This window comes from Flectobacillus major DSM 103, assembly GCF_000427405.1.
In the GTDB taxonomy this organism is placed as follows: domain Bacteria; phylum Bacteroidota; class Bacteroidia; order Cytophagales; family Spirosomataceae; genus Flectobacillus; species Flectobacillus major.
The window spans coordinates 473,709-494,930 of sequence record NZ_KE386491.1 but is presented as its reverse complement, the minus strand read 5'-3'; the positions used below and the strand labels follow the sequence as shown (position 1 = coordinate 494,930).

At 38.6% G+C, this 21,222-nt stretch carries 15 protein-coding genes; 8 read left to right on the top strand and 7 right to left on the bottom strand.

Annotated features, from left to right (window positions below):
- The first annotated feature begins 28 nt into the window (after nt 1-28).
- The 3 genes from FLEMA_RS0103930 to argH all read left to right on the top strand — a co-directional run bounded on the left by FLEMA_RS0103930 (nt 29) and on the right by argH (nt 3,509).
- Nucleotides 29-961 carry an ADP-ribosylglycohydrolase family protein gene (locus FLEMA_RS0103930; protein WP_026994338.1) on the top strand — a complete coding sequence of 311 codons (933 nt, stop codon included), beginning with the start codon at nt 29-31 and terminating at the stop codon, nt 959-961.
- Nucleotides 962-1,067: 106 nt separating this feature from the next.
- A complete protein-coding gene (locus FLEMA_RS0103925) occupies nt 1,068-2,141 on the top strand; it encodes a M20 family metallo-hydrolase (RefSeq protein ID WP_026994337.1) in 1,074 nt (357 codons plus the stop codon).
- Nucleotides 2,142-2,171: 30 nt separating this feature from the next.
- Nucleotides 2,172-3,509, top strand: a complete 1,338-nt coding sequence (gene argH / locus FLEMA_RS0103920; protein ID WP_026994336.1) for an argininosuccinate lyase — start codon at nt 2,172-2,174, stop codon at nt 3,507-3,509.
- 151 nt (nt 3,510-3,660) lie between these two features.
- Here the strand turns inward: argH and FLEMA_RS0103915 are convergent, their stop codons facing one another.
- Together FLEMA_RS0103915 and FLEMA_RS0103910 are read right to left on the bottom strand one after the other, a co-directional pair.
- Nucleotides 3,661-4,584: a family 43 glycosylhydrolase gene (locus FLEMA_RS0103915; RefSeq protein ID WP_026994335.1), complete on the bottom strand. Its 924-nt coding sequence runs from the start codon at nt 4,582-4,584 to the stop codon at nt 3,661-3,663.
- A 122-nt stretch (nt 4,585-4,706) separates the two neighbouring features.
- Nucleotides 4,707-7,148, bottom strand: coding sequence for a YfhO family protein (locus tag FLEMA_RS0103910; protein ID WP_144080037.1), 2,442 nt, complete (start codon nt 7,146-7,148; stop codon nt 4,707-4,709).
- 210 nt (nt 7,149-7,358) lie between these two features.
- On the opposite strand from FLEMA_RS0103910, the gene FLEMA_RS77045 reads away from it, so the two are divergent.
- On the top strand, nt 7,359-7,502 hold the full coding sequence (locus tag FLEMA_RS77045; RefSeq protein WP_169719927.1) for a hypothetical protein: 144 nt from the start codon (nt 7,359-7,361) through the stop codon (nt 7,500-7,502).
- A 241-nt stretch (nt 7,503-7,743) separates the two neighbouring features.
- Complete coding sequence (locus tag FLEMA_RS0103900; protein WP_044174287.1) at nt 7,744-8,670, top strand: bile acid:sodium symporter family protein; 927 nt, start codon at nt 7,744-7,746, stop codon at nt 8,668-8,670.
- An 89-nt stretch (nt 8,671-8,759) separates the two neighbouring features.
- Here FLEMA_RS0103900 and nagB read toward each other — a convergent pair whose 3' ends face one another.
- Both nagB and FLEMA_RS0103890 read right to left on the bottom strand, forming a co-directional pair.
- Nucleotides 8,760-10,661 carry a glucosamine-6-phosphate deaminase gene (gene nagB / locus FLEMA_RS0103895; protein ID WP_026994332.1) on the bottom strand — a complete coding sequence of 634 codons (1,902 nt, stop codon included), beginning with the start codon at nt 10,659-10,661 and terminating at the stop codon, nt 8,760-8,762.
- Nucleotides 10,662-10,747: 86 nt separating this feature from the next.
- Nucleotides 10,748-10,954, bottom strand: a complete 207-nt coding sequence (locus tag FLEMA_RS0103890; protein ID WP_026994331.1) for a helix-turn-helix domain-containing protein — start codon at nt 10,952-10,954, stop codon at nt 10,748-10,750.
- 517 nt (nt 10,955-11,471) lie between these two features.
- On the opposite strand from FLEMA_RS0103890, the gene FLEMA_RS0103885 reads away from it, so the two are divergent.
- Both FLEMA_RS0103885 and FLEMA_RS0103880 read left to right on the top strand, forming a co-directional pair.
- A complete protein-coding gene (locus tag FLEMA_RS0103885; protein ID WP_026994330.1) occupies nt 11,472-13,844 on the top strand; it encodes a TonB-dependent receptor in 2,373 nt (790 codons plus the stop codon).
- A 113-nt stretch (nt 13,845-13,957) separates the two neighbouring features.
- Complete coding sequence (locus FLEMA_RS0103880) at nt 13,958-14,887, top strand: DUF4249 domain-containing protein (RefSeq protein ID WP_026994329.1); 930 nt, start codon at nt 13,958-13,960, stop codon at nt 14,885-14,887.
- A 231-nt stretch (nt 14,888-15,118) separates the two neighbouring features.
- On the opposite strand, the gene FLEMA_RS0103875 is transcribed toward FLEMA_RS0103880, so the two are convergent.
- From FLEMA_RS0103875 to FLEMA_RS0103865, 3 genes are all read right to left on the bottom strand, one after another.
- Nucleotides 15,119-16,450 carry a DEAD/DEAH box helicase gene (locus FLEMA_RS0103875; protein WP_026994328.1) on the bottom strand — a complete coding sequence of 444 codons (1,332 nt, stop codon included), beginning with the start codon at nt 16,448-16,450 and terminating at the stop codon, nt 15,119-15,121.
- Between the two features lie 80 nt (nt 16,451-16,530).
- Entirely contained in the window at nt 16,531-17,289 is a 759-nt protein-coding gene (locus FLEMA_RS0103870; RefSeq protein ID WP_026994327.1) for a LytR/AlgR family response regulator transcription factor, read from the bottom strand.
- Nucleotides 17,286-18,296 (bottom strand): sensor histidine kinase, encoded by a 1,011-nt coding sequence (locus FLEMA_RS0103865; protein WP_229359342.1) that lies wholly within the window; start codon nt 18,294-18,296, stop codon nt 17,286-17,288. Before FLEMA_RS0103865 ends, FLEMA_RS0103870 begins: the two co-directional genes overlap by 4 nt.
- 318 nt (nt 18,297-18,614) lie before the next feature.
- On the opposite strand from FLEMA_RS0103865, the gene FLEMA_RS67410 reads away from it, so the two are divergent.
- On the top strand, nt 18,615-21,173 hold the full coding sequence (locus FLEMA_RS67410; protein ID WP_044170757.1) for a TonB-dependent receptor: 2,559 nt from the start codon (nt 18,615-18,617) through the stop codon (nt 21,171-21,173).
- The last annotated feature ends 49 nt before the right edge of the window (nt 21,174-21,222 follow it).

Sequence of the window (21,222 nt, the reverse complement as noted above, 5' to 3'; positions counted from 1 at the left end):
AAACGCTATTCGTTAAAATCAAATACACATGAAAAGTAAAGGATTAATTTTTGGCATAGCAACTGGTGATGCACTTGGTGTACCAGTTGAATTTATGAGCCGAAAACATCTTAAAACCAATCCCGTAGTAGGTATGCGTGCTTATGGTACACATCACCAGCCAGCAGGTACGTGGTCGGATGATACCTCCTTATCTCTCTGTTTGGTAGAGCAACTTATCGAGGGTTTTGACCTAAACCAGCTAAGTGCTCGTATTTGTGACTGGTACGACAAAGGTTACTGGACTGCACATGGGGCTATGTTCGACGTAGGTATTGCTACACGTAATGCCATAGATCGACTTCTGAAGGATGTTTCGCCCTTAAATTCGGGCGAGTGCGACGAATATTCTAATGGCAATGGCTCTTTGATGCGTATTTTACCTTTGGCATTTTACGTTCAAAATAAACCAATCGACGAACGCTTCAAAATTATCAAGGCGGTTTCGGGGATTACACATGGACATACCCGTACAATTATTGGTTGTTTTTTTGCGATTGAATACCTCTTGAATTTGTTACAAAAACAAGAAAAATTTCAGGCATACAGCACTACTCAAAATACAGTTCGTGATTATTTGTTGTCTATTCAAACCAAACATGCCGAATTAGAACTATACAGCCGCATTTTATTTGATGATATTTCAAAAACTGATGAGAGCGAAATTTTTTCTTCGGGTTATATCTTACATACATTAGAAGCCTCGCTTTGGGCATTTTTGATAACCGATAACTTTAAAGATGCTGTTCTGAAAGGAATCAACCTAGGCGACGATACCGACACCATTGGTAGCGTTACGGGGGCTATCGCTGGTTTGTATTATGGATTTGAACAAATACCGAACGAATGGATTCAACAAATAGCAAGGCAACAAGATATTGAAGAACTTTGTCAACGATTCAGCCAAAAATTTGATAAATAGTTTAGGTATTATTAGTATTGATTTCTCCAAAAACAATCCTCGTCAAATATATTGATTGGTTAGAGCGTTTCCCAATTGTATTACTCACAAAACGGTCGAATATACGATGACCCTACAACAACAACTTACCCAAGATGCTATTGGGCTTTTGAAGCAACTGATTGCTACACAATCATTTAGCAAAGAAGAAAACAACACAGGAAATATCCTAGAAGAGTTTTTTAGAGAACGAAATATTCCTTTTCGTAGAAAAATAAATAATATCTGGGCTAGAAACCAGTATTTCAACCCCGAACTTCCAACGGTTTTACTAAACTCTCATCATGATACAGTAAAGCCTAATCCCAAATGGACACTCGACCCCTTTACACCATTAGTAAAAGACGGAATTCTGTACGGTTTGGGAAGCAACGACGCTGGAGGGTGTTTGGTAAGCTTATTGGCTACGTTTTGCTACTATTATCATCGTACCGACCTCAAATATAATGTTTTATTTGTGGCTTCGGCCGAAGAAGAAATATCGGGAGTCAATGGCTTGGAATTGCTCCTCAAGGAAAATGATTTACCCGAAATAGAATTTGCCATTGTAGGCGAACCTACCCAAATGCACCTTGCTGTAGCTGAAAAAGGCTTGATGGTAGTAGACTGTGTAGCTCATGGAAAAGCAGGACACGCCGCCCGAGAAGAAGGCGACAATGCTATCTATAAAGCCCTCAAGGACATAGAGTGGATCAAAAATTATCAGTTCCCCAAAATTTCGCCAGTACTTGGCCCTATCAAAATGTCGGTAACAGTAATTAATGCTGGCAAGCAACACAACGTTGTACCCGATAGCTGTACCTTTACTATCGACTGCCGTGTAACTGAGCAGTATACATTAGAGGAAGTATTACAAACGATTCGTGAAAACATTGGTTCGGAGGCCACTCCTCGCTCTGTTCGGTTAAAGCCTTCGGCAATAGCCCACGAGCACCCAATCGTACAAGCAGGCTTGGCTTTAGGACGCACAACTTATGGCTCGCCCACAACTTCCGACCAAGCTGTACTAGACTGCCAATCGCTTAAATTAGGCCCTGGCCACTCCGAACGCTCGCATACAGCCGACGAGTTTATTTACCTAAGCGAAATCGAAGAGGGCATAGATCTGTACATTAAAATGTTGAACAAAACCATTATTTAGGCTAATACCTACAAGCAAAAATTTACTCCCATGAGCAAACTCTGGCAAAAAGATAATACTTCTGTTAACGAGAAAATCGAGAAATTTACCGTAGGCCGTGACCCCGAATTTGACCTTCTGTTGGCCGAGTTCGATGTGTTAGGTTCTTTGGCTCATACCAAAATGTTGGCAAGTATTGGCTTATTAGAACAAACCGAACTTGAGCAAGTACAGGCCGAGCTAAAAAATATCTATAAAGGTATTCAGCAGGGTCATTTTGTGATTGAAGATGGCATTGAAGATGTTCACTCACAAGTAGAACTTATGCTTACTCGTAAATTGGGCGAAGCTGGTAAAAAAATCCACTCAGGGCGTTCTCGCAACGATCAAGTGTTGGTTGACCTAAAACTTTTTACCCGCTCAAAACTCCAAGAATTGGCCGAATCGACCAGTCATTTATTTGAGCTATTGACAGAACTTAGCGACAAGTTTAAAGATGTACTATTGCCAGGCTACACGCACTTACAAATTGCCATGCCTTCTAGTTTTGGGCTTTGGTTTGGGGCTTATGCCGAAGGCTTAGTCGATGACATGGAAATGCTACAAACAGCATATCGGTTGGCCAACAAAAACCCACTAGGCTCAGGTGCTGGCTATGGTTCGTCGTTTCCACTAAACCGTACCATGACTACCGAGCTGTTGGGCTTCGACAACCTGCATTACAATGTGGTATACGCTCAAATGTCGCGTGGTAAAACCGAATTATTTGCCGTTACTGCCATTGCCCAAATTGCGTCTACGTTATCTCGCTTGGCCATGGATATTTGCTTATATAACTCGCAAAATTTTGGCTTTATCAAATTACCAGACGAAATGACGACAGGTAGCTCGATTATGCCACACAAAAAAAATCCAGATGTAGCAGAATTATTGCGTGGAAAAACCAATAAACTCAAAGGACTCCCCAACGACATTATGCTTGTAATGAGCAACTTACCATCTGGATACCACCGAGAAATGCAGATTTTGAAAGAAATTTTGATGCCTGCTTTCGATGAAATACTCCTTTGTCTCGACATGACACACTTTATGTTGTCAGGTATAGAAGTAAAAGAAGGTATTTTGGATGACCCTAAATATGATTTATTATTTTCGGTAGAACGTGTCAACGAATTAGTACTTCAAGGTGTTCCATTCCGTGAAGCCTATAAAATTATTGGCAACGAAATCAATTCGGGAAGTTATTCGCCTAATCGTAACTTACAACATACCCACGAAGGAAGTATAGGTAATTTATGTAATACCGAAATCAAACAAATGATGGCTCAGGTTGTAGATAAATTTGGTTTTGAAAAAGTAGAAAAAGCTACAATTGCTTTATTAAGCTAGTAAATATAAGGAGTGAAAATAATGAAGAAGTGAAGGGATGAAAACAATGAAGGGATGAAGAAATGAAGGATTTCCCAAAACTTCATTCTTTTCATTATTTTCATTTCCTTCATTATTTCATTATTTTCATTTCTTCATTATTTCATTATTTTCATTTCCTCCCTTTAACTACCTCAAAAACATCTACAGGTAAAATATTACCATCTTTATCAAAATACATCGACGAAATACATGTTTCACGATTATAGCCATTACCATCGGGTATTTTGAAACGGTGATATACAATATACCATTCGTCTTTATTAGGCACTTTTACAACCGAATGATGCCCTGCTCCTTTTACTTCGCCAGAGCCTTTCAAGACTGGATTTTTATCACCTTTCACAAACGGCCCCATTGGTGAATCAGATACACCATAAGCTACCGAATAGCGAGGGTCACGAGTATCGTATTCCGACCACATCAAATAATATTTCCCCTTTCTTTTAAACGCAAATGAACCCTCATTATAGCCTTCAGGTTTATAAGAAATGACATTGTTAGGGTCAAAAGAAATCATATCAGCATTTAGTTTGACAATATAACATCGGCCCTGACCAAAATACAGATATGCTTGACCATCGTCATCAACCAATACCATTGGATCGATACTCTGAGCTTGGTATTGCCCTTTGGCTATCAATGGCTTACCAAGAGGGTCTTTGAAGGGCCCAGTGGGCTTATCGCATACGGCCACACCAATATTAGTATCGGCCGAATAATAGTAGTAATATTTACCGTTTTTTTCAGCAATAGCTGGAGCCCATGCTCTTTCTTTTGCCCAAGTAAGGTCTTTCTTTAGGTCAAGTATAACACCTTCGTTTTTCCATGTAACCAAATCCTTTGACGACCAACAGGTAAATTTGTCAGAACCCCAACCTTCAAAACCGTCGGTGGTTGGGTAGATATAGTATGTTTTGTTGAAAACAGCAATATGCGGGTCGGCATACACATCGGGCAAGATAGGTTTGGGGACTTGCTGGGCAAATGTGGCCAACGAAACCAGCCCTGCACAAATAGATAAAATAGACTTCATAGAATAATTGTTTTTTGGATAAAAGTATCAAAACATGATATTTTACCCTTTTTTAGAGATATTGACACAAAAACAAGCCCGTAAGTGCAATACCTACGGGCTTGTTTTGGCAAAATAAATAACTAAAAACTCTTTTTCCTAAATAGTCCCAACAAAACTAAATATACCAGCAATGTAGATAACGAAACGATTATACCTATTTTCAGATATGGAACGGTATAATGCAAGACTACCTTATGCCTACCCTGTGGTAATGACAAACCCATAAACCCAAAGCTAACTTGCTCTAAATCAACTGGCTTATTGTCTACAGTAGCTTGCCAACCTTGATCAAAAGGAATACTAAAATATAGTAATTGGCTTTGTTTAGCCGTGATTTCGCCTTGAATATCATTTTGCTTAAAAGAGGTTATCTGAAAAGCGTCGGCTTTGCGAGCAGCAATACTGGTATTATATTCTTCGCCATTTAATATTCCTGTGGTATCTATCTGGCTATAAGGCTTCAAACCAAGCTTTTTACCCCTTTCGGCACTTAGTACACAAGCATGTAAAAGGGCCTTCTGACGAGGGAAAAGAGGGAGGCTGGTAAATTCCTTTTCATCAATGTACTGATTGTAGGTAAAACCCAATGGCAAAACATTATTATTACTAAAAATCTTTATATCGCCCACGGTATCAACAGCCGTAAAGCCTTGCGATCGCAGATCCAACGCATTTTTTACCAATACATATTTGACCCCACATATACTTTCGAGTAAGGTATTGCCCCCTAGCCCATTTACCCAACGAGTAGCAAACTCATCTCCTTTTTTGATAAGTCCCATCCCCAACAAAAAGCGAACATAATTGACCTGATTAAACGACGAATAACACGTTGTACCATAATAATCTTGTAGTTTTCCATCGTTTAAGCCTGCAAATATGGCTGGACTCGAAGCATAATCTTTATCAATTCTATAAAAAGATTTGTCTTGCTCTTGTAGCTTGGCTACGGCTATGTTGGTGTTGTCTTCAAACAACGAACTTTTTTCGGCATATTCACTTACCGAAGCGGCATTACGTTTGTTTACGGCTGTTCCTTCCAAGAATATCACCTCAATCACTATCAAAATAACAGCTCCTACCTGAGCTATATTTTTGATAGATACTCGACTCAATGCCCACAAAATCAAGCTTTGCAAAATCACAAAAAAAGCAATTGCTGTACGTAAACGAACATTGATATTTTCTTTGGGAATATCATAAGGGCCAAATAATAGAAATAACAGCACCACCAGAGTAGCCCCTAGTACTACCAAATTGATTCTGGACTCTTGAGTAATAATAGAAACGGCACGATAGCCCAAAAACAATAATAAAATGGTTACAAAAAAACCTGCTGTACGGTAATAATCGCCCGAAAATAGCCAAAAAGCATATCTGAAATAAGGAAATACAACAATCAAAAAACACAGAAATGCTAGTACACCATATAGCATTACTTGACGGCGTGAGGCCAACGCAAATGCTTGCGGAACAGCCACCAGTGTTAATAAGCCACAATAAAACAAGGGTGCTTCAACATAGTTTTGCCAACCTCTGTAGTCCGAGCCTGTACCTAGTAGGTCGTTTGAGAAAAAACGCAAACAAGCCGACCCCATCTGAATACCATCGGACATATCGAATGCCGAAACCGACGATAGTGTATCAAAATACGATACGCCACCTGCTACACGCGGACTTTCTATGATTTGTAAAATATTGATTGGTAAAATAAATGATGCTAAACCCACTCCTATCACTCCTAAAATAGCAATTTTACCCAATTGTAATACCATCGGCAATACCTCACTACTCTTTTCGAGGCTTCGGACTAAGGTATAAACCAATATCAAAACACCATATAAATACAAATAGAATGGCTGGTGAATACTAACTAGGGCAATAGCCAATGGTAAGTAATACCAACGCCCTTTGCTAAGAAAATACTCTAAGGCAAATAATAAAAAAGCAGCCTGATATACTTCGGTAGGGTATTTGTTTAAGTCCCATGTACTACAAACTACTAAATAACCACAGAATGAATAGCTGATAGCTCCAACAATAGCCGAAAAACGATTGACAAGCAAGGTTCTTAAAAACAAGAAAAAGAAAGTGGCTGCTAAAAAAATCTCCGTTATCACCACAAATACCAATCCGCCTGCTATATTTTCTTTACCAAATAATAACAAGATACTAGCAATAGGGTCGAGCCAAAAAGGGTTGATATTTTGCCCTAAACCAGCCTTGAATGACCATGCAGGAAAGCCTTCGGTACGGAAATATTCGGCATAGTACATTAGGTTGGTATAGATAATATTGATAGAATCTGCCCCTAAATCGAGAAAGAGGTAGTATTTTTTGTGAAAAATATAATCTTTGAAAATAGCCAAACAAATCAGCAATACACAAGCCCAAAGCATAAATAAGGCCTTGGGATCGGACAGTTTTTCAAAAAAGGGCGTGATTTCTTGCTTTTTTTGGCTTACATCAACAATAGGTTGATGTGGTTTTGACGTTTGATTAGAGGGTTTTGACTTTGCCATTAGGGGGTTGCGTTTTACATGTACTTTTGTAAAATATATTGCCAAATTTATGCCAAATTTGGCAACTTTACCTTTGAAATTACTATTTTGCACAGCAATATAATAGCATTGGAGTATTTAGTCGAACCTCTTTTTTGCAATTTTTACTTAAACAAGGAACATTCTACTGGTTTCAGCCGTTTTAAGGAAACAGCTTGCCTTTTTTATTCTATGAATTCTTCTGAAAAACCCAAAAAATCATTTGCTGTTTGGCTCAAAAAATTAGGATGGGCTGGCTTCTTTTTCTTCTTGATAAAGGGGCTGTTATGGCTTATTATTCCTTATTTAATTGCTAAAGGGGTGATAGGTAAGTGAGTTGGCTCGTGATTGTTGATTTTATTGGTTGTTCTTGTAAGATTAAATTAAGCCTTCTTTTTAAAGTATTCTCCTGATAGCCTATGGCTAAACCTTAGCACTTCGCACTAGTTCTTTAATACTCCTTTTTAGCATTTTTACTTATCTGCTTGATTGAGTTTTGAATATGTTTGTTTTCGTTGAGTTTTATTTATATTACAAGCTTTTTTTGTATATTTCTTATCAGAAACTAGCTTTTATCATGAAACAAACGCTAAAAAATTATTTATTTACCCTTTTTATTCTTATTTCGGCAGGTTTAGCACTGATATTTCCTTCTTTTTTTCTTTCAATAAATGGGTTTCCTCTCAAAAAACTGATTGTACCTCTTATTCAGGTGATTATGTTTGGAATGGGTACAACGATGTCGCTCGAAGACTTTAGGGGCGTACTCAAAATGCCCAAAGCAGTTTTGGTGGGTTTGGTATGTCAGTTTAGTATTATGCCCTTAGTAGGATTTGCCCTTGTTCATGTGTTTTGCTTTCCTGCCGAAGTTGCCGCAGGAGTAATACTGATAGGCTGTTCGCCAAGTGGTTTGGCTTCAAACGTTATGGCCTATATTGCCAAAGCCAATGTAGCCTTATCTATCACGATTACGTCTATTGCTACCCTTGTAGCACCTATTCTAACCCCTTTATTGATGAAGCTATTAGCTGGCCAATTCATTGAGGTTTCGGTAAGTACCATGATGCTAGACGTTGCCAAGATGATATTACTTCCTATTTTTTTAGGTTTGCTAATCAACTGGATTTTCAGGAAATATATTCATATTCTTCATCGCATAATGCCTTTGGTGTCGATGGCGGGTATCATTATCATTATTAGTATTATTACAGCCACTGGACGAGATAGCCTTTTAAGTATCGGTTTTGCCCTAATTTTGTGTACTTTATTACACAATCTATCGGGATACTTGCTTGGTTATGGCGGAGCAAAACTTGCGGGATTACCAGAGCAAGATTGTAGAACAGTGGCTATTGAGGTAGGCTTACAAAATGGCGGATTAGCTTCGGGGATAGCCCTACAAATGGGCAAAGTAGCTACAGTAGGCTTAGCACCTGCTTTATTTGGGCCTATTATGAATATAACTGGCTCGTTATTAGCCAATTATTGGCATAAAACAAAGTAGCCGCCAGACAACGTCTAACGGCTAACCCACATCAGGCTAATAGCCTGATAATCAAACACTATAATCAATTCCTTTTGATATTATTTCAACTAGAATCTCCAGCGAACAAAAGCTTCCATAGCCTCGTACTCGGCCAAACCCAACTGGTTATAAAGGTCGGCGGTATTGCTATTTCTATCTTCAGCTCTTTGCCAGAATTCACGCGAGTCTGTTCCTTGGAATGGCACACCATCTTTTTGTGATTGGTGCTTGAATATACCATAACGTTTTTTCAACACTTGGTCTGGAGACATAGGCACAGCCATTTCGATTTGGTCGATGTCCCACTCTTGCCAAGCACCTTTGTACAACCATACCCAACAGCTATTCATATACTCACGGTGTTTCAAGCGAGTTACAGCTTCCATGATAGCATCCAAACATACTTTGTGCGTGCCATGTGGGTCGGCTAGGTCACCTGCAGCATAAATTTGGTGAGGTTTAATTTCTTCAATCAAATCCATTACTACCAAAATATCTGCTTCACCGATAGGGTTTTTCTGTACCATGCCCGTTTCGTAGAAAGGCATATCCAAGAAATGTACATTTTCTTTTGGAAGCCCTACATAACGACAAGTGTTTTTGGCTTCACCTCTACGAATCAAACCTTTGATATAACGTACTTCGGCTGTATCTACTTCCGAATCTTTTTTGTTTTTCAAGAATTTTACGGCTTCACGATAAATTCTGTTGGCTTTTGGATTATTGGCCTCAAATTTCTCGTTGAAATCTACCACAAATTCTGCAAAACGCAATGCCTCGTCATCGGCTACAGCAATATTACCCGAAGTTTGGTAAGCCACATGTACATCGTGCCCTTGGTCTACAAGACGTTGGAAAGTACCACCCATCGAAATAATATCGTCGTCTGGGTGTGGGCTAAAGATTATTACACGTTTTTTGGCTGGATAAGCACGCTCAGGACGGTTAGAATCGTCGGCGTTTGGTTTACCACCTGGCCAACCTGTAATAGTATGTTGTAAATAATTAAATACTTCAATATTAATATCATAAGCCTGACCATACAAAGCTAGAAGGTCGGACAAACCATTTTCGTTGTAGTCGGCATTGGTCAACTTCAATACAGGTTTTTTCACTTGCAAAGCCAAATGTGTGACAGCTTTTTTCACCATTGGTCTATCCCAATTGACTGCATCAACAAGCCAAGGCGTACTAATACGAGTTAAGTCGGCTGCAGCAGAAGTATCAATTACAAAAGCGGCATTGTTGTGCAATTGCAAGTAAGACGCAGGAACATCGGCCGACACCGAACCTTCGACCGCTCTAGCAACATTGGCCGCTTTGTGCTCGCCCCAAGCTAGCAATACAACTCGTTTGGCTTCCATGATTTTGTTGATACCCATGGTAATGGCCTTTTTCGATACTTTTGCCAAACCACCAAAATCAGCAGCAGCATCGATACGAGTAGTAAGGTCGAGGGTCATCAAACGAGTTTTTGAGTTAACCAACGAACCCGGTTCGTTAAACCCAATGTGGCCATTTCTACCAATACCCAACAATTGGAAATCTAAACCACCGTACTTTTCGATTTGTTCTTCGTAAGTACGACAAAAATCAGCTACTTTTTCTAAAGGAAGCGTTCCGTCTGGTACATGCCAATTGCCCGAAGGAATATCAACGTGGTCGAAAAGTTGCTCACGCATGAAGCGTACATAACTTTGTACCGCATCGGGTTCCATCGGATAATACTCGTCGAGGTTATAAGTTACCACATTTTGGAAACTCAAACCTTCTTCACGGTGCATTCTGATAAGTTCGGCATACACCTTTTTAGGAGAAGACCCCGTTGCAAGACCTAATACAGCAGGTTTATCTTCGTTGGCCTTTTGGCGAATAATTGAAGCAATCTCTTGAGCAACAGAACGAGATGCTTCATCTGAATTTGAATAGATTCGTGTTGGGATACGTTCGTAGCTAATGGCTTGTTCCATAGTTGTTTGAAAATATGTGTCCTAAAGGGCACACAATCTTGGTTATATACTATTTGTTTGAATACTGTTTGAAAAAGCAAGTAATATTATTCCTTCTTGCTCACTACAATGAGTTCTAACCCTAATACCCCTAACACCTTCGATAAGGTTTTGAGAGAAGGATTGGCTTTGCCAAGTTCGATAGAGTGAATTGTTTTGATTGCAACATCACTTTTATCACTGAGTATCTCTTGACTGTAAGAAAGTTCGTTTCTTCTTTCTCGGATGATATGCCCTAGTTGTTCAAAGTTCATATTTTTGGGAAATATATTACTTATTTTTATGCAAATATAATTCTTTATTTTGAATTACAAATTTTAATTCGGCATTATATTTCCGATTTATTAAAAATAATTTACAGTTTTCGATAAATCTTCGATAAAACCCTCTAAATCGTATTTAAACGCTTCTTTTTTCAGAGGGAAAAATCATGATTTTCAAAAAAAGTTTTCTTTTCAGGTATTATAGTTCTGAACTTGATTTCTCAAAGAGTAGAAAATTCAAAAAGAAGCAATATATTACCTACAACACAATTCATATTAAGCCTAAATACAGATATTTCACGAATCACATTAAGACATCATGAATTTTACAAATCATTGGTAAGACCCGTAGGGGGATTGTATTTTTCGTTTGTCAATTACTAAACACCGTTCAACAAATTTGAGTAGGGTATCCCGATTGACTAGGCTAAATTTGTACTTTTCAAACCTAACCCCCTATTATCAAGTTATATCATTAAAATCATTTTACTTATTCCATTATTCCAAAATGAAAACGTATATTAAACATTTACTTGTTGCACTTTTCTTATTTCCTATAAGTCTGCAAGCACAAAAGCTTACTGTAAGCGGGTATATCAAAGACGCAAAGAATGGCGAAGGGCTTATTGGAGCTTCTGTTTTTGTAAAGGAACTCATGACTGGTTCTACAACCAATACTTATGGATTCTATTCGCTTACCTTGCCCAAGGGCAATTATACCTTGGTAGTAACCTCGGTTGGCTATCGCAAAAGCCTCAAAGACATCAAGCTTAATGAGCAAAGTTTAACACTCAATATAGAACTTCAGGAAGATGGACAAGAGCTAGACGAAGTAGTAGTAACAGCCAAACGTGACGACGACAACGTAAAGTCGACCGAGATGTCGGTAAATAAGGTGGAAATGAAAACTATCAAAAAAATACCAGCCTTATTGGGCGAAGTAGATTTGGTACGGGCTATTCAGTTTTTGCCAGGTGTTACAACGGTCGGCGAAGGGGCTTCTGGCTTCAATGTTCGTGGTGGTGGTGTTGACCAAAACCTTATTTTATTGGACGATGCCCCTGTGTACAACTCTTCGCACTTATTTGGTTTTTTCTCGGTATTTAACCCCGATGCCGTAAAAGACGTAAAACTCATTAAAGGAGGTATACCAGCCCAATATGGCGGTCGTGCTTCTTCTATTTTGGATGTTAGAATGAAGGAAGGAAATGCCAAAAAACTGGAAGTAAATGGCGGTATTGGAGCTATTTTTAGTCGTTTGTCGATTGAAGCCCCTATTGTAAAAGATAAAGCGTCGTTTATTGTGGCGGCTCGTCGTTCGTATATCGATATTCTGGCCAAACCCTTTTTGACAGGCAATAGTGCCGATGCGTCTTTCAATTTTTATGACCTAACCGCCAAAGTAAACTATAATATCAATCAAAAAAATACAGTTTTTTTGTCTGGTTATTTTGGTCGTGACGTATTTGGCCAAGAGTTTGGCTTTAACTGGGGTAATAGCACCCTTTCGGCACGCTGGAATCATGTATTTAGTGATAAGCTATTCTTAAATACCACTGCCTTCTATAGTAATTATGACTATGCTTTGGACTCAGATTTGAAAAACAAACGTCCTAACAATGCTTTCAAATGGTCGTCAAATATTACCAACTATAGTTTCAAGCCTGATTTTACTTATTATATTTCGCCTAACAATACTTTAACCTTTGGCGGACAAGTACTTTCTTATAATTTCAAGCCAGGTGCAGCAACGGCTTCTTCGCAGGGCGAGGTTCGCTCTTTTGGCCAAGAACGTAAAAATGGTATTGAATACTCGGCCTATATTGGCAACGAATGGAAGGTTTCTCCAAAGCTATCGCTCCAATATGGTTTGAGATTCTCGAAATATGATTATTCAAGCCAAGAAGATTATTATTATGAAAGACAATTTGTGGGTATTTCGGCCGACAACCAGTCGGGCTACACACTCAATTTGATTCCTAATACCAAAGGCAAAACCATTAGTAGCTATCAAAATTTTGAACCTCGTTTTTCGGCCAATATTACTACTGGCGAGGCTAGTTCTATCAAGGCAAGTTACAACCGTCTTTCGCAGTATATCCACTTGATGTCAAATACGGCAGCCTCTACGCCTTTGGACGTATGGACATCGAGTACCAACAATATCAAACCACAAATTTCTGACCAAGTGGCTTTGGGATATTTCCAAAACTTGGCCAACAATACCTACGAAGCGTCGGCCGAGGTATTTTATAAAGAAATGCAGAACCAAATTGATTATGCCGACGGTGCTAACCTATTCTTGAATCCTTTATTTGAAAAAGATTTGATTTTTGGCAAAGGCCGTGCGTATGGTCTTGAGCTTTTTGTCAAGAAAAATAAAGGAGCTTTTACGGGCTGGATTAGTTATACCTTACAACGCTCTGAACGCAAAATCGAATTGCTAAACAATAATGAATGGTATTATAATCGTTACGACCGTACCCATACGCTCAATGTGGTTACGCAATATGAATTAAACAAGAAATGGTCGTTTGGAGCTAACTTTGCTTATGTAACAGGTGTACCTTATACATTGCCATCGCAACAAATGGTTATTGAGGGTAGGGTTTATCCTTATATTCCGTCGGGCACAAGAGGCAATTTTAGAGTTCCTGCATATCACCGTTTAGATATTTCGGCAACCAAAAAGAACAAAAAAGCACTCTTTGGCAAAGGCGAATCTGAGTGGGTATTCTCGGTATACAACCTTTACAACCGCCGCAACCCATTCTCGATTTATACTCGTCCAAACGAAAATGACCCAACAAAATCTGAAGCTGTTAAATTATCTATCATTGGGTCGTTTGTACCATCGGTTACTTACAATTTTAAATTTTAAAATACTTAAACAAGAGTGATTCAAAAAAAAATAATCAATTGATTTTCAAGCAATTGTAGAAGTTGGATTTTAAACTGAATTTACACTCTTAGTAATTATAAAGATATAAGAATATGAAAAAGCAGATTTTAAGCATTTTGTTTGCCCTTTCAACACTTTCCTTAACAAGCTGTGAAGATGTAATTAATTTGGAGGGTATTATCAACAGCGAAAGCCTTCTGATTGTAGATGGTAGCGTAACTACTGTACCCGAAAATCAGGTAATTACCCTTACACAATCGCAAGACTATTTCAGTAGCAAACCCGTTCTGCCAATTTTGGGAGCTACAGTTACCATAACCGACAACGAAGGCAAGGTTTTTGAATTTAAGGATTTACAAAACAACGGAAAGTATGTATGGAAACCTTCGGCCAATATTCCTGCAATTGGGGTGGTTGGTAAAACCTATACCTTAAAAATTGTGGCCAATGGCGAAACGTATCAAGCCATTTCTGAATTAAAACGTGTACCTGTGATTGATTCTATTGCATATCAGTTTGACGAAGCCCGTTTTAACCAACGTGATGACGATAAAAATAAACCCAAAGAAGGATACGATGCCCAATTTTATGCCCGCGATTTTACGGGTATTGGCGATTGCTATCGTATTATTCCTTACAAGAATGGGAAAGCTCTTGAGCTCAGCAATACGGTGTCTATTGCCTACGATGCTGCTATTCAGAAAAGTAATGGTGCTGCCGACGGCATTGTATTTTCGTTACCAGTACGTGGCTCTATTTCGCCAGAGCTTTATTTAGAAAAAGACACCATCAAAGTCGAGCTTCGTTCTATTACCGAAGGCCATTACAATTTCTGGAATCAAGCCAGAAGTGAAATTAACAATGGAGGGTTGTTCTCGCGTCCAGCGGCCAATATCCCTACCAATGTAGTCAATATCAACCCTAATTCTACCAAAAAAGCAGCAGGGTGGTTTGGTACATCGGCCGTTAGTTTTAGCCAAACTGTTGTAGATGCTAAAAAAGCACAAGTTGGCCTTCGATAAAAAATTGGTATCAGCGTTATCACCAAACATGAGTTATCCCAAATTTAGAGAATAGTGATTATTTTTTATATCTACCCTGCAGCAATAGAGACGTAATATTTTGTGTCTAAAAATAATATCAAAAAAGCGATCGAAAAACAATTTTTGATCGCTTTTTTGATATACACTTGGATAAATCCAAAGTTCGGGATGACTCATGTTTGATGATAAGCCCACCCTAAAAAATAGCCTCTAGCCATTCAGAGCCGTTTCTTCAATTTTGTATTTTTTACCTTTCATTTTTTCAGCTTGAATCAACGATAATAATGCTTTAAGCTTGTCTTTCTTCACCGACACAAACGACATAAAATCCATAATTTCGATTAAACCGATGTCGTCTTTTCCCAATTCCCCTTTTTTGGCCAAAAAGCCCACAATATCACCTTTGCTTAGTTTATCTTTTTTGCCACCACTAATATATAAAGTAGTCCAATCCGACATTTTAGGTGCCGAAAGGTCTTCGGTCAAGACAAACTCTTCAGGCGATTCATTCAAATAAATAGGTAAATGTTCATTTCTATGCAAAACAATATAAGCACTTCCTTCGGCATTCATTCGGGCAGTACGGCCGTTTCTATGCACAAAATCTTCATTTTTGAGAGGAAGGTGGTAATGTATTACATTTTTTACAGCAGGAATATCTAATCCACGAGCCGCCAAATCAGATGCCACCAAAAAGTTGGTACTTCCATTACGAAACTGTATTAAAGTTTTTTCACGAGCAAGCTGGTCCATTCCTCCATGAAAAAAAGCATTTTCTACACCCATTTCCCACAGCAGTTCGCTAGTACGCTCGGTAGCATCGCGGTGATTACAAAATATAATCGTAGGTGCTGCCCCCAAATTACATATTAAATTAAAAAGGCAGTCGATTTTATCTTTTGATTCCGAAATCACCTTACGAAGTTGTAAGCGGGGTTCTTCTTCTATGTCTTTGGTAAAATTCAATACCCAAGGATTGCTAATACCTGTAAATTCTGGAATTTTGATTTTAGCAGTAGCCGATACCAACACTTTGGTTTTGAGCGTGCGAAGGTGCTGATAAATAAACGACATTTGGTCATGAAAACCCAAAGCCAAAGATTTGTCAAATTCATCCAAAACTAAAGTTTGAATACCCGACAAATCAAATGAACGGCGGGTAATATGGTCGGCAATACGGCCAGGAGTACCTACCAACAACGCTGGTGGTTCGCTAAAGTTTTGTACCTCAACTGCCACATTGTGGCCACCATAACATACATTTACTTTAAAGCCTGTCGACATTTTTTTCCAGACTTGTTCAATCTGAATCGCTAGTTCACGTGAGGGAGTCAATATTAGGCACTGAACCCTTTTTTCGTCTGTTTTTAGCTTGGTAAATATAGGCAGCAAAAAAGCCAAAGTTTTGCCCGAACCCGTTGGGGCCAAAAGCAAAGTATCAGCTTCTTTTTGAATCGTTTTGAAGGCATCTTGCTGAATCTGATTGAGTTCGGCAATACCCAAATTAGAAATAATCGTTTGAATGTTTTCTTGTAATTGCATTTTACAAAGATACAAAAAATACAGAAGCAATCTGAATAGCAAGATACGAAAGGCCAATATTTGCCTAAAAACCCTATCTTTTAGACATCGCCACCAATGTGGTTTCGCTCAATAAACTCCCGAAACGACCGCCTGTAAGTATCGCTAATAGGCAAATATGCCTGCCCTATTTGTACCTTTTCTTTGTGAATAGAGTCGATAGCCTCTAGCGAAACAATATAGGAATTATGAATTCTAACAAACTGATTTTCGGGCAGTTGGTCTTCCAACGATTTCAAACGTTGAAGTGTTACGATTTTCTGATATGGCGTATGAATAGACACATAGTCTTTCAAGCCTTCAACATATAGTATGTCATTGAGGCGTATTTTGACCAATTTTGTACCATCTTTTACAAAAATATATGCAGGAGAGTTGTCTGCAATTTGTATTTTTTCATGAATAATCCGCTCAACAGGCTGAGTGGCGGGGGGGGGGCCTCCACCCAAGCGTTGACTTGCTTTTTCGACAGCTTTCAAAAATCGTTCAAAAGTAATAGGCTTTAGTAGATAGTCCATAACATCGAGTTCGTAGCCCTCCAAAGCATATTCCGAATAGGCCGTTGTAAGAATCACAAGCGGTTTTTTCTGTAAAATTTTCAGTAATGTAATACCTGTAATTTCGGGCATTTGTACATCCAAAAACAATACATCCACAGGATTTGCCCTCAAAAACTCAATAGCATCCAAAGGATTGGAACACGCCCTGAGTAGCTCTAAATAAGGTACTTTTTTGACATATTCTATCAGTAAGTTCCGTGCCAAAGGTTCGTCTTCTACTATCAAACACGTTATTTTCATGACAGATTTAGTTTTAAGTTAACACAATATTTCTTCTCTGAATCTTCAATTTTCAAATCATATTGATTAGGATAGCTCAGTTCCAAACGACGTTTTACATTTTGTAATCCAATACCCGACTTCTCTTCGTTATTGGTATTTTTAGGAATTTTACTATTCTCAACCGAGTACCAACATTCCTGATGCTGAACTTCTACCTTTATTTTAATATACGATTCTTTGGCATTATTACTTACGCCATGCTTGAAAGCATTTTCTAGAAAAGTAATCAGAATAAGAGGAACAATCGAAATACCGTTGAGTTCGCCAACTACCTCAAAATGAATAGGTATTTCGTTGTTGAGGCGTAGTTCTTCCAAAGATATATAGTTTTCCATATATTCTATTTCCTTGGTCAAGGGTACTTTGTTGTGGTTAGAATCATAAATCATATACCGCATCATTTGCGACAGCTTGGCTATTACTTCGGTAGTATTGGGCGAGTTGGTAAAGGCCAAATAGTATAAATTATTGAGCGTATTAAACAAAAAATGAGGATTGATTTGAGCCTTCAAAAAACGCAGCTCGGCCATAAGCGTTTCGTTTTCGAGTTCTTTCTTTTTAGCTTCTAACTCAAACCAATCTTCCACAAATTTGAGCAAGCCCACAAAAACTACAATAAACAAAGTACTCAGCACACAGCTCACAGTGAATCGGTCGGAATACAGATAAAAAGCCTTATAAGTATAGCCATCGACAATCCACCTTTTGCCATGTACCAAAACCACCACTACCACAGTAAACGGCACAGCCAAACCTGCCAAGTATTGAAACAGTTTTTTATGTTGTAAAAAGCGGGGTAAATAATAAAAATAATTGCTGTAAGCTATAGTAGCCATACACGATACTTGAAAAAAGACATCGAAAAAAGCAGTAGCCCAGTTGGGTTCTTGGCCATGTTTTGGAAAAGTAAATTGATAATAAAAGAAGGAAAAGTAAACACACCAAAACGATAGATGTATAAACAAAATCCTGTGGCGTTGAATATATGACTGTGTACTCATTATAGCTTGAATAATTTGGTGGGGTAAATTAGAAAACAAAGGAAAGTTAATTTATTCATTCAATAATAGCCACATAAGGGCTTTATATTCTACCAAATCTCCATAATATACGATAATTCCCCTCATTTTATCCATAATTCCGCTTAATCGAGTATTTGGCCGAATTGTCGAGTCAATACACTGAAAGGTATAATACTAAAATAAAGCTCAGAAAATTGTTATTGTTTTGTTGCATCAAATTCAATAGCAGCAATGAAAGTCGCAATAAAACATTTTCAAGATATGAAACATTTCATCACAATACTGGCCCTTTTAGGAAGTACTCATTTGGTACAAGCTCAAATACCTGCTGGGCAAAGTCGACCTCCACAAAAAACAGAAGCGTCGGCTGTACTTGCGGCTCCTGTAGCCAAAGGCAATGCCAAAATTACAGGTTATGTAATCGACTCTGCTGCTACACAGGCGGTCGAGTTTGCCAATATTGCTCTTTTCAACAAAGCCACCAACAAAATTGTAGATGGTACTGTAGCCGACGAAAAAGGTAAGTTTGTGATGAAAGGGCTAGCGGCTGGCAACTACAAAATTCAAATTTCGTTTGTGGGTTTTAGCAACAAAACGATTGACAACATTACCTTGAAAAAAGGCGACGACCTCGACTTGGGTGTAGTGAAACTCTCATCAAGTACAAAAATGTTGGCAGAAGTTACTGTAACTGGCGAAAAATCGTTGATTGAAGAAAAAGTAGACCGTTTGGTTTTTAATGCTGAAAAAGACCTTACCTCGAAAGGTGGCGATGCCTCGGATGTTTTGAAAAAAGTACCAATGCTTACAGTCGATTTGGACGGTAACGTTTCGTTGAGGGGTAGCTCTAATATCAGGGTATTAATCAACAACAAGCCATCAACTATTGTTGCAAGTAGCGTAGCTGATGCCCTCAAACAGATTCCTGCCGATATGATCAAAACTGTAGAGGTAATTACGTCGCCATCGGCCAAATACGATGCTGAAGGTTCGGGCGGGATTATCAATATTATTACCAAAAAAACTACGCTTGAAGGCTTAACATTGAATGTTGATTCGGGGGCGGGTAATCGTGCCTCAAACTTAGGCCTCAATGGTAATTACAGAAAAGGCAAAATGGGCTTTAGTTTGAGTGGTTTTGGTCGTGCTTTCTATAATCCATCGTCGGGTACGCTTACTCAGTCGACTATTCAGAATGGTGCTTCAATCAAAACTAACCAAACTACCGATGCTTTTGACAATGGCTTGTTTGGACAATACACCCTTGGTTTTGATTATGATATTGCCAAAAACCAATCGTTATCGGCAAGTGCCCGATTTGGCGTAAGAAACCTCACCCGCGACCAAACCCAGATTACGAGTTTATTCAAAGACGATGTTTTACAAAGCCTTGCCAATCGTGATGTAGTATCAAAAGATTTATCGAACTCGATGGACTTTAATATTGATTATGTGCGTACTTTCAAGCCACAACAAGAATGGTCGATTTCGACACAATACAGCCAAAACAATTTGACCAACAACTTTACATCAGATTTGTTGGGAACAGCTAGCGATATTTTGAGCCGTCAAAAAAACCTTAACTTAAATACCAACAAAGAATTTACTATCCAGACCGACTACCAAACGCCTATTACCAAAAATCAATTGCTAGAGTTTGGTGGAAAGGGTATTTTCAGACAGGTAAATAGCAATTTTCAGTACTTAACAGCAGCGGGTAATTCGGAAATATTCTCGAACGATGCCAATCGCCCATCGGGGTTATTAAATTATAGCCAAAATGTAGCTGCGGGATATGTATCGTACACATTGACAACCGCCAACAAATACACCTTCAAATTAGGTACTCGTTACGAATACACCAGTATAAAAGCTAATTCGTTAGAAAACACCATTTCGATTCCAGATTACAGCAATCTTGTTCCAAGCATCAATGTATCGAAAAGCCTTGGTGAGCTTACTACACTGAAAGCCGCTTATAACCGTCGTATTCAAAGACCTGGCCTTCAACAGCTTAACCCCAACTTTAATACAGCCAACCCACAAGACATCAGAGTGGGTAATCCGAACCTAAGCCCAGAATTAACCGATAATTTTGAATTAGGATTGAGTACAAATATCAAAAAAACGTATTTGAATATATCGGCTTTTGCTCGCCAAACCGATAATGCTATTTCACAGATTAGAGTTGTATCGGATACGCTATCGGGAGCATTGGTAACGACTTTCCAAAATATCGGAAAACAACAAAATTATGGTGCTAATATTTTTGCCAATGTATTTCTTACATCAAAATGGACATTAAATGGCGGCATCGACTTGGTACATACCTACTTAGAAGGACAGGCACAAGATATTAATGGCTTATCTTACACCACCAACAACTCAGGATTGGTAGTAAGTGGGCGATTAATGACACAGATTCAGCTAGGAAGTGGCTGGGGAGTTCAAGGATTTGGCTTCTTTAGAGGAAAACAAGTGCAATTACAGGGAACTCAAACAGGGTTTCAAATGTATTCTTTAGGTGTAAAGAAAGATCTGAACAACAAAAAAGGAAGTATTGGTCTTGCTGCCGAAAACTTCCTTACCAATGGCTTCTTGATGGAAACAAACCTGAATACAGCACAATTCCAACAAACAAGTCAAAACAAAATATACAATTCGAGCATAAAAGTAACGTTTAGTTATAAAATAGGTAAAATGAGCTTTGCCGCTCCAAAGAAAACCCGTTCTGTAAATAACGACGACGTAAAAGGTGATGGCGGAGGAGACAGCGGCACACAACAAGCTACACCTGCTGGCGGTGGAAGACCCAAATAAAACCTCAGAGCCAAGCCTCTGTAGTATTGAAACTACTTTTGTAACAATA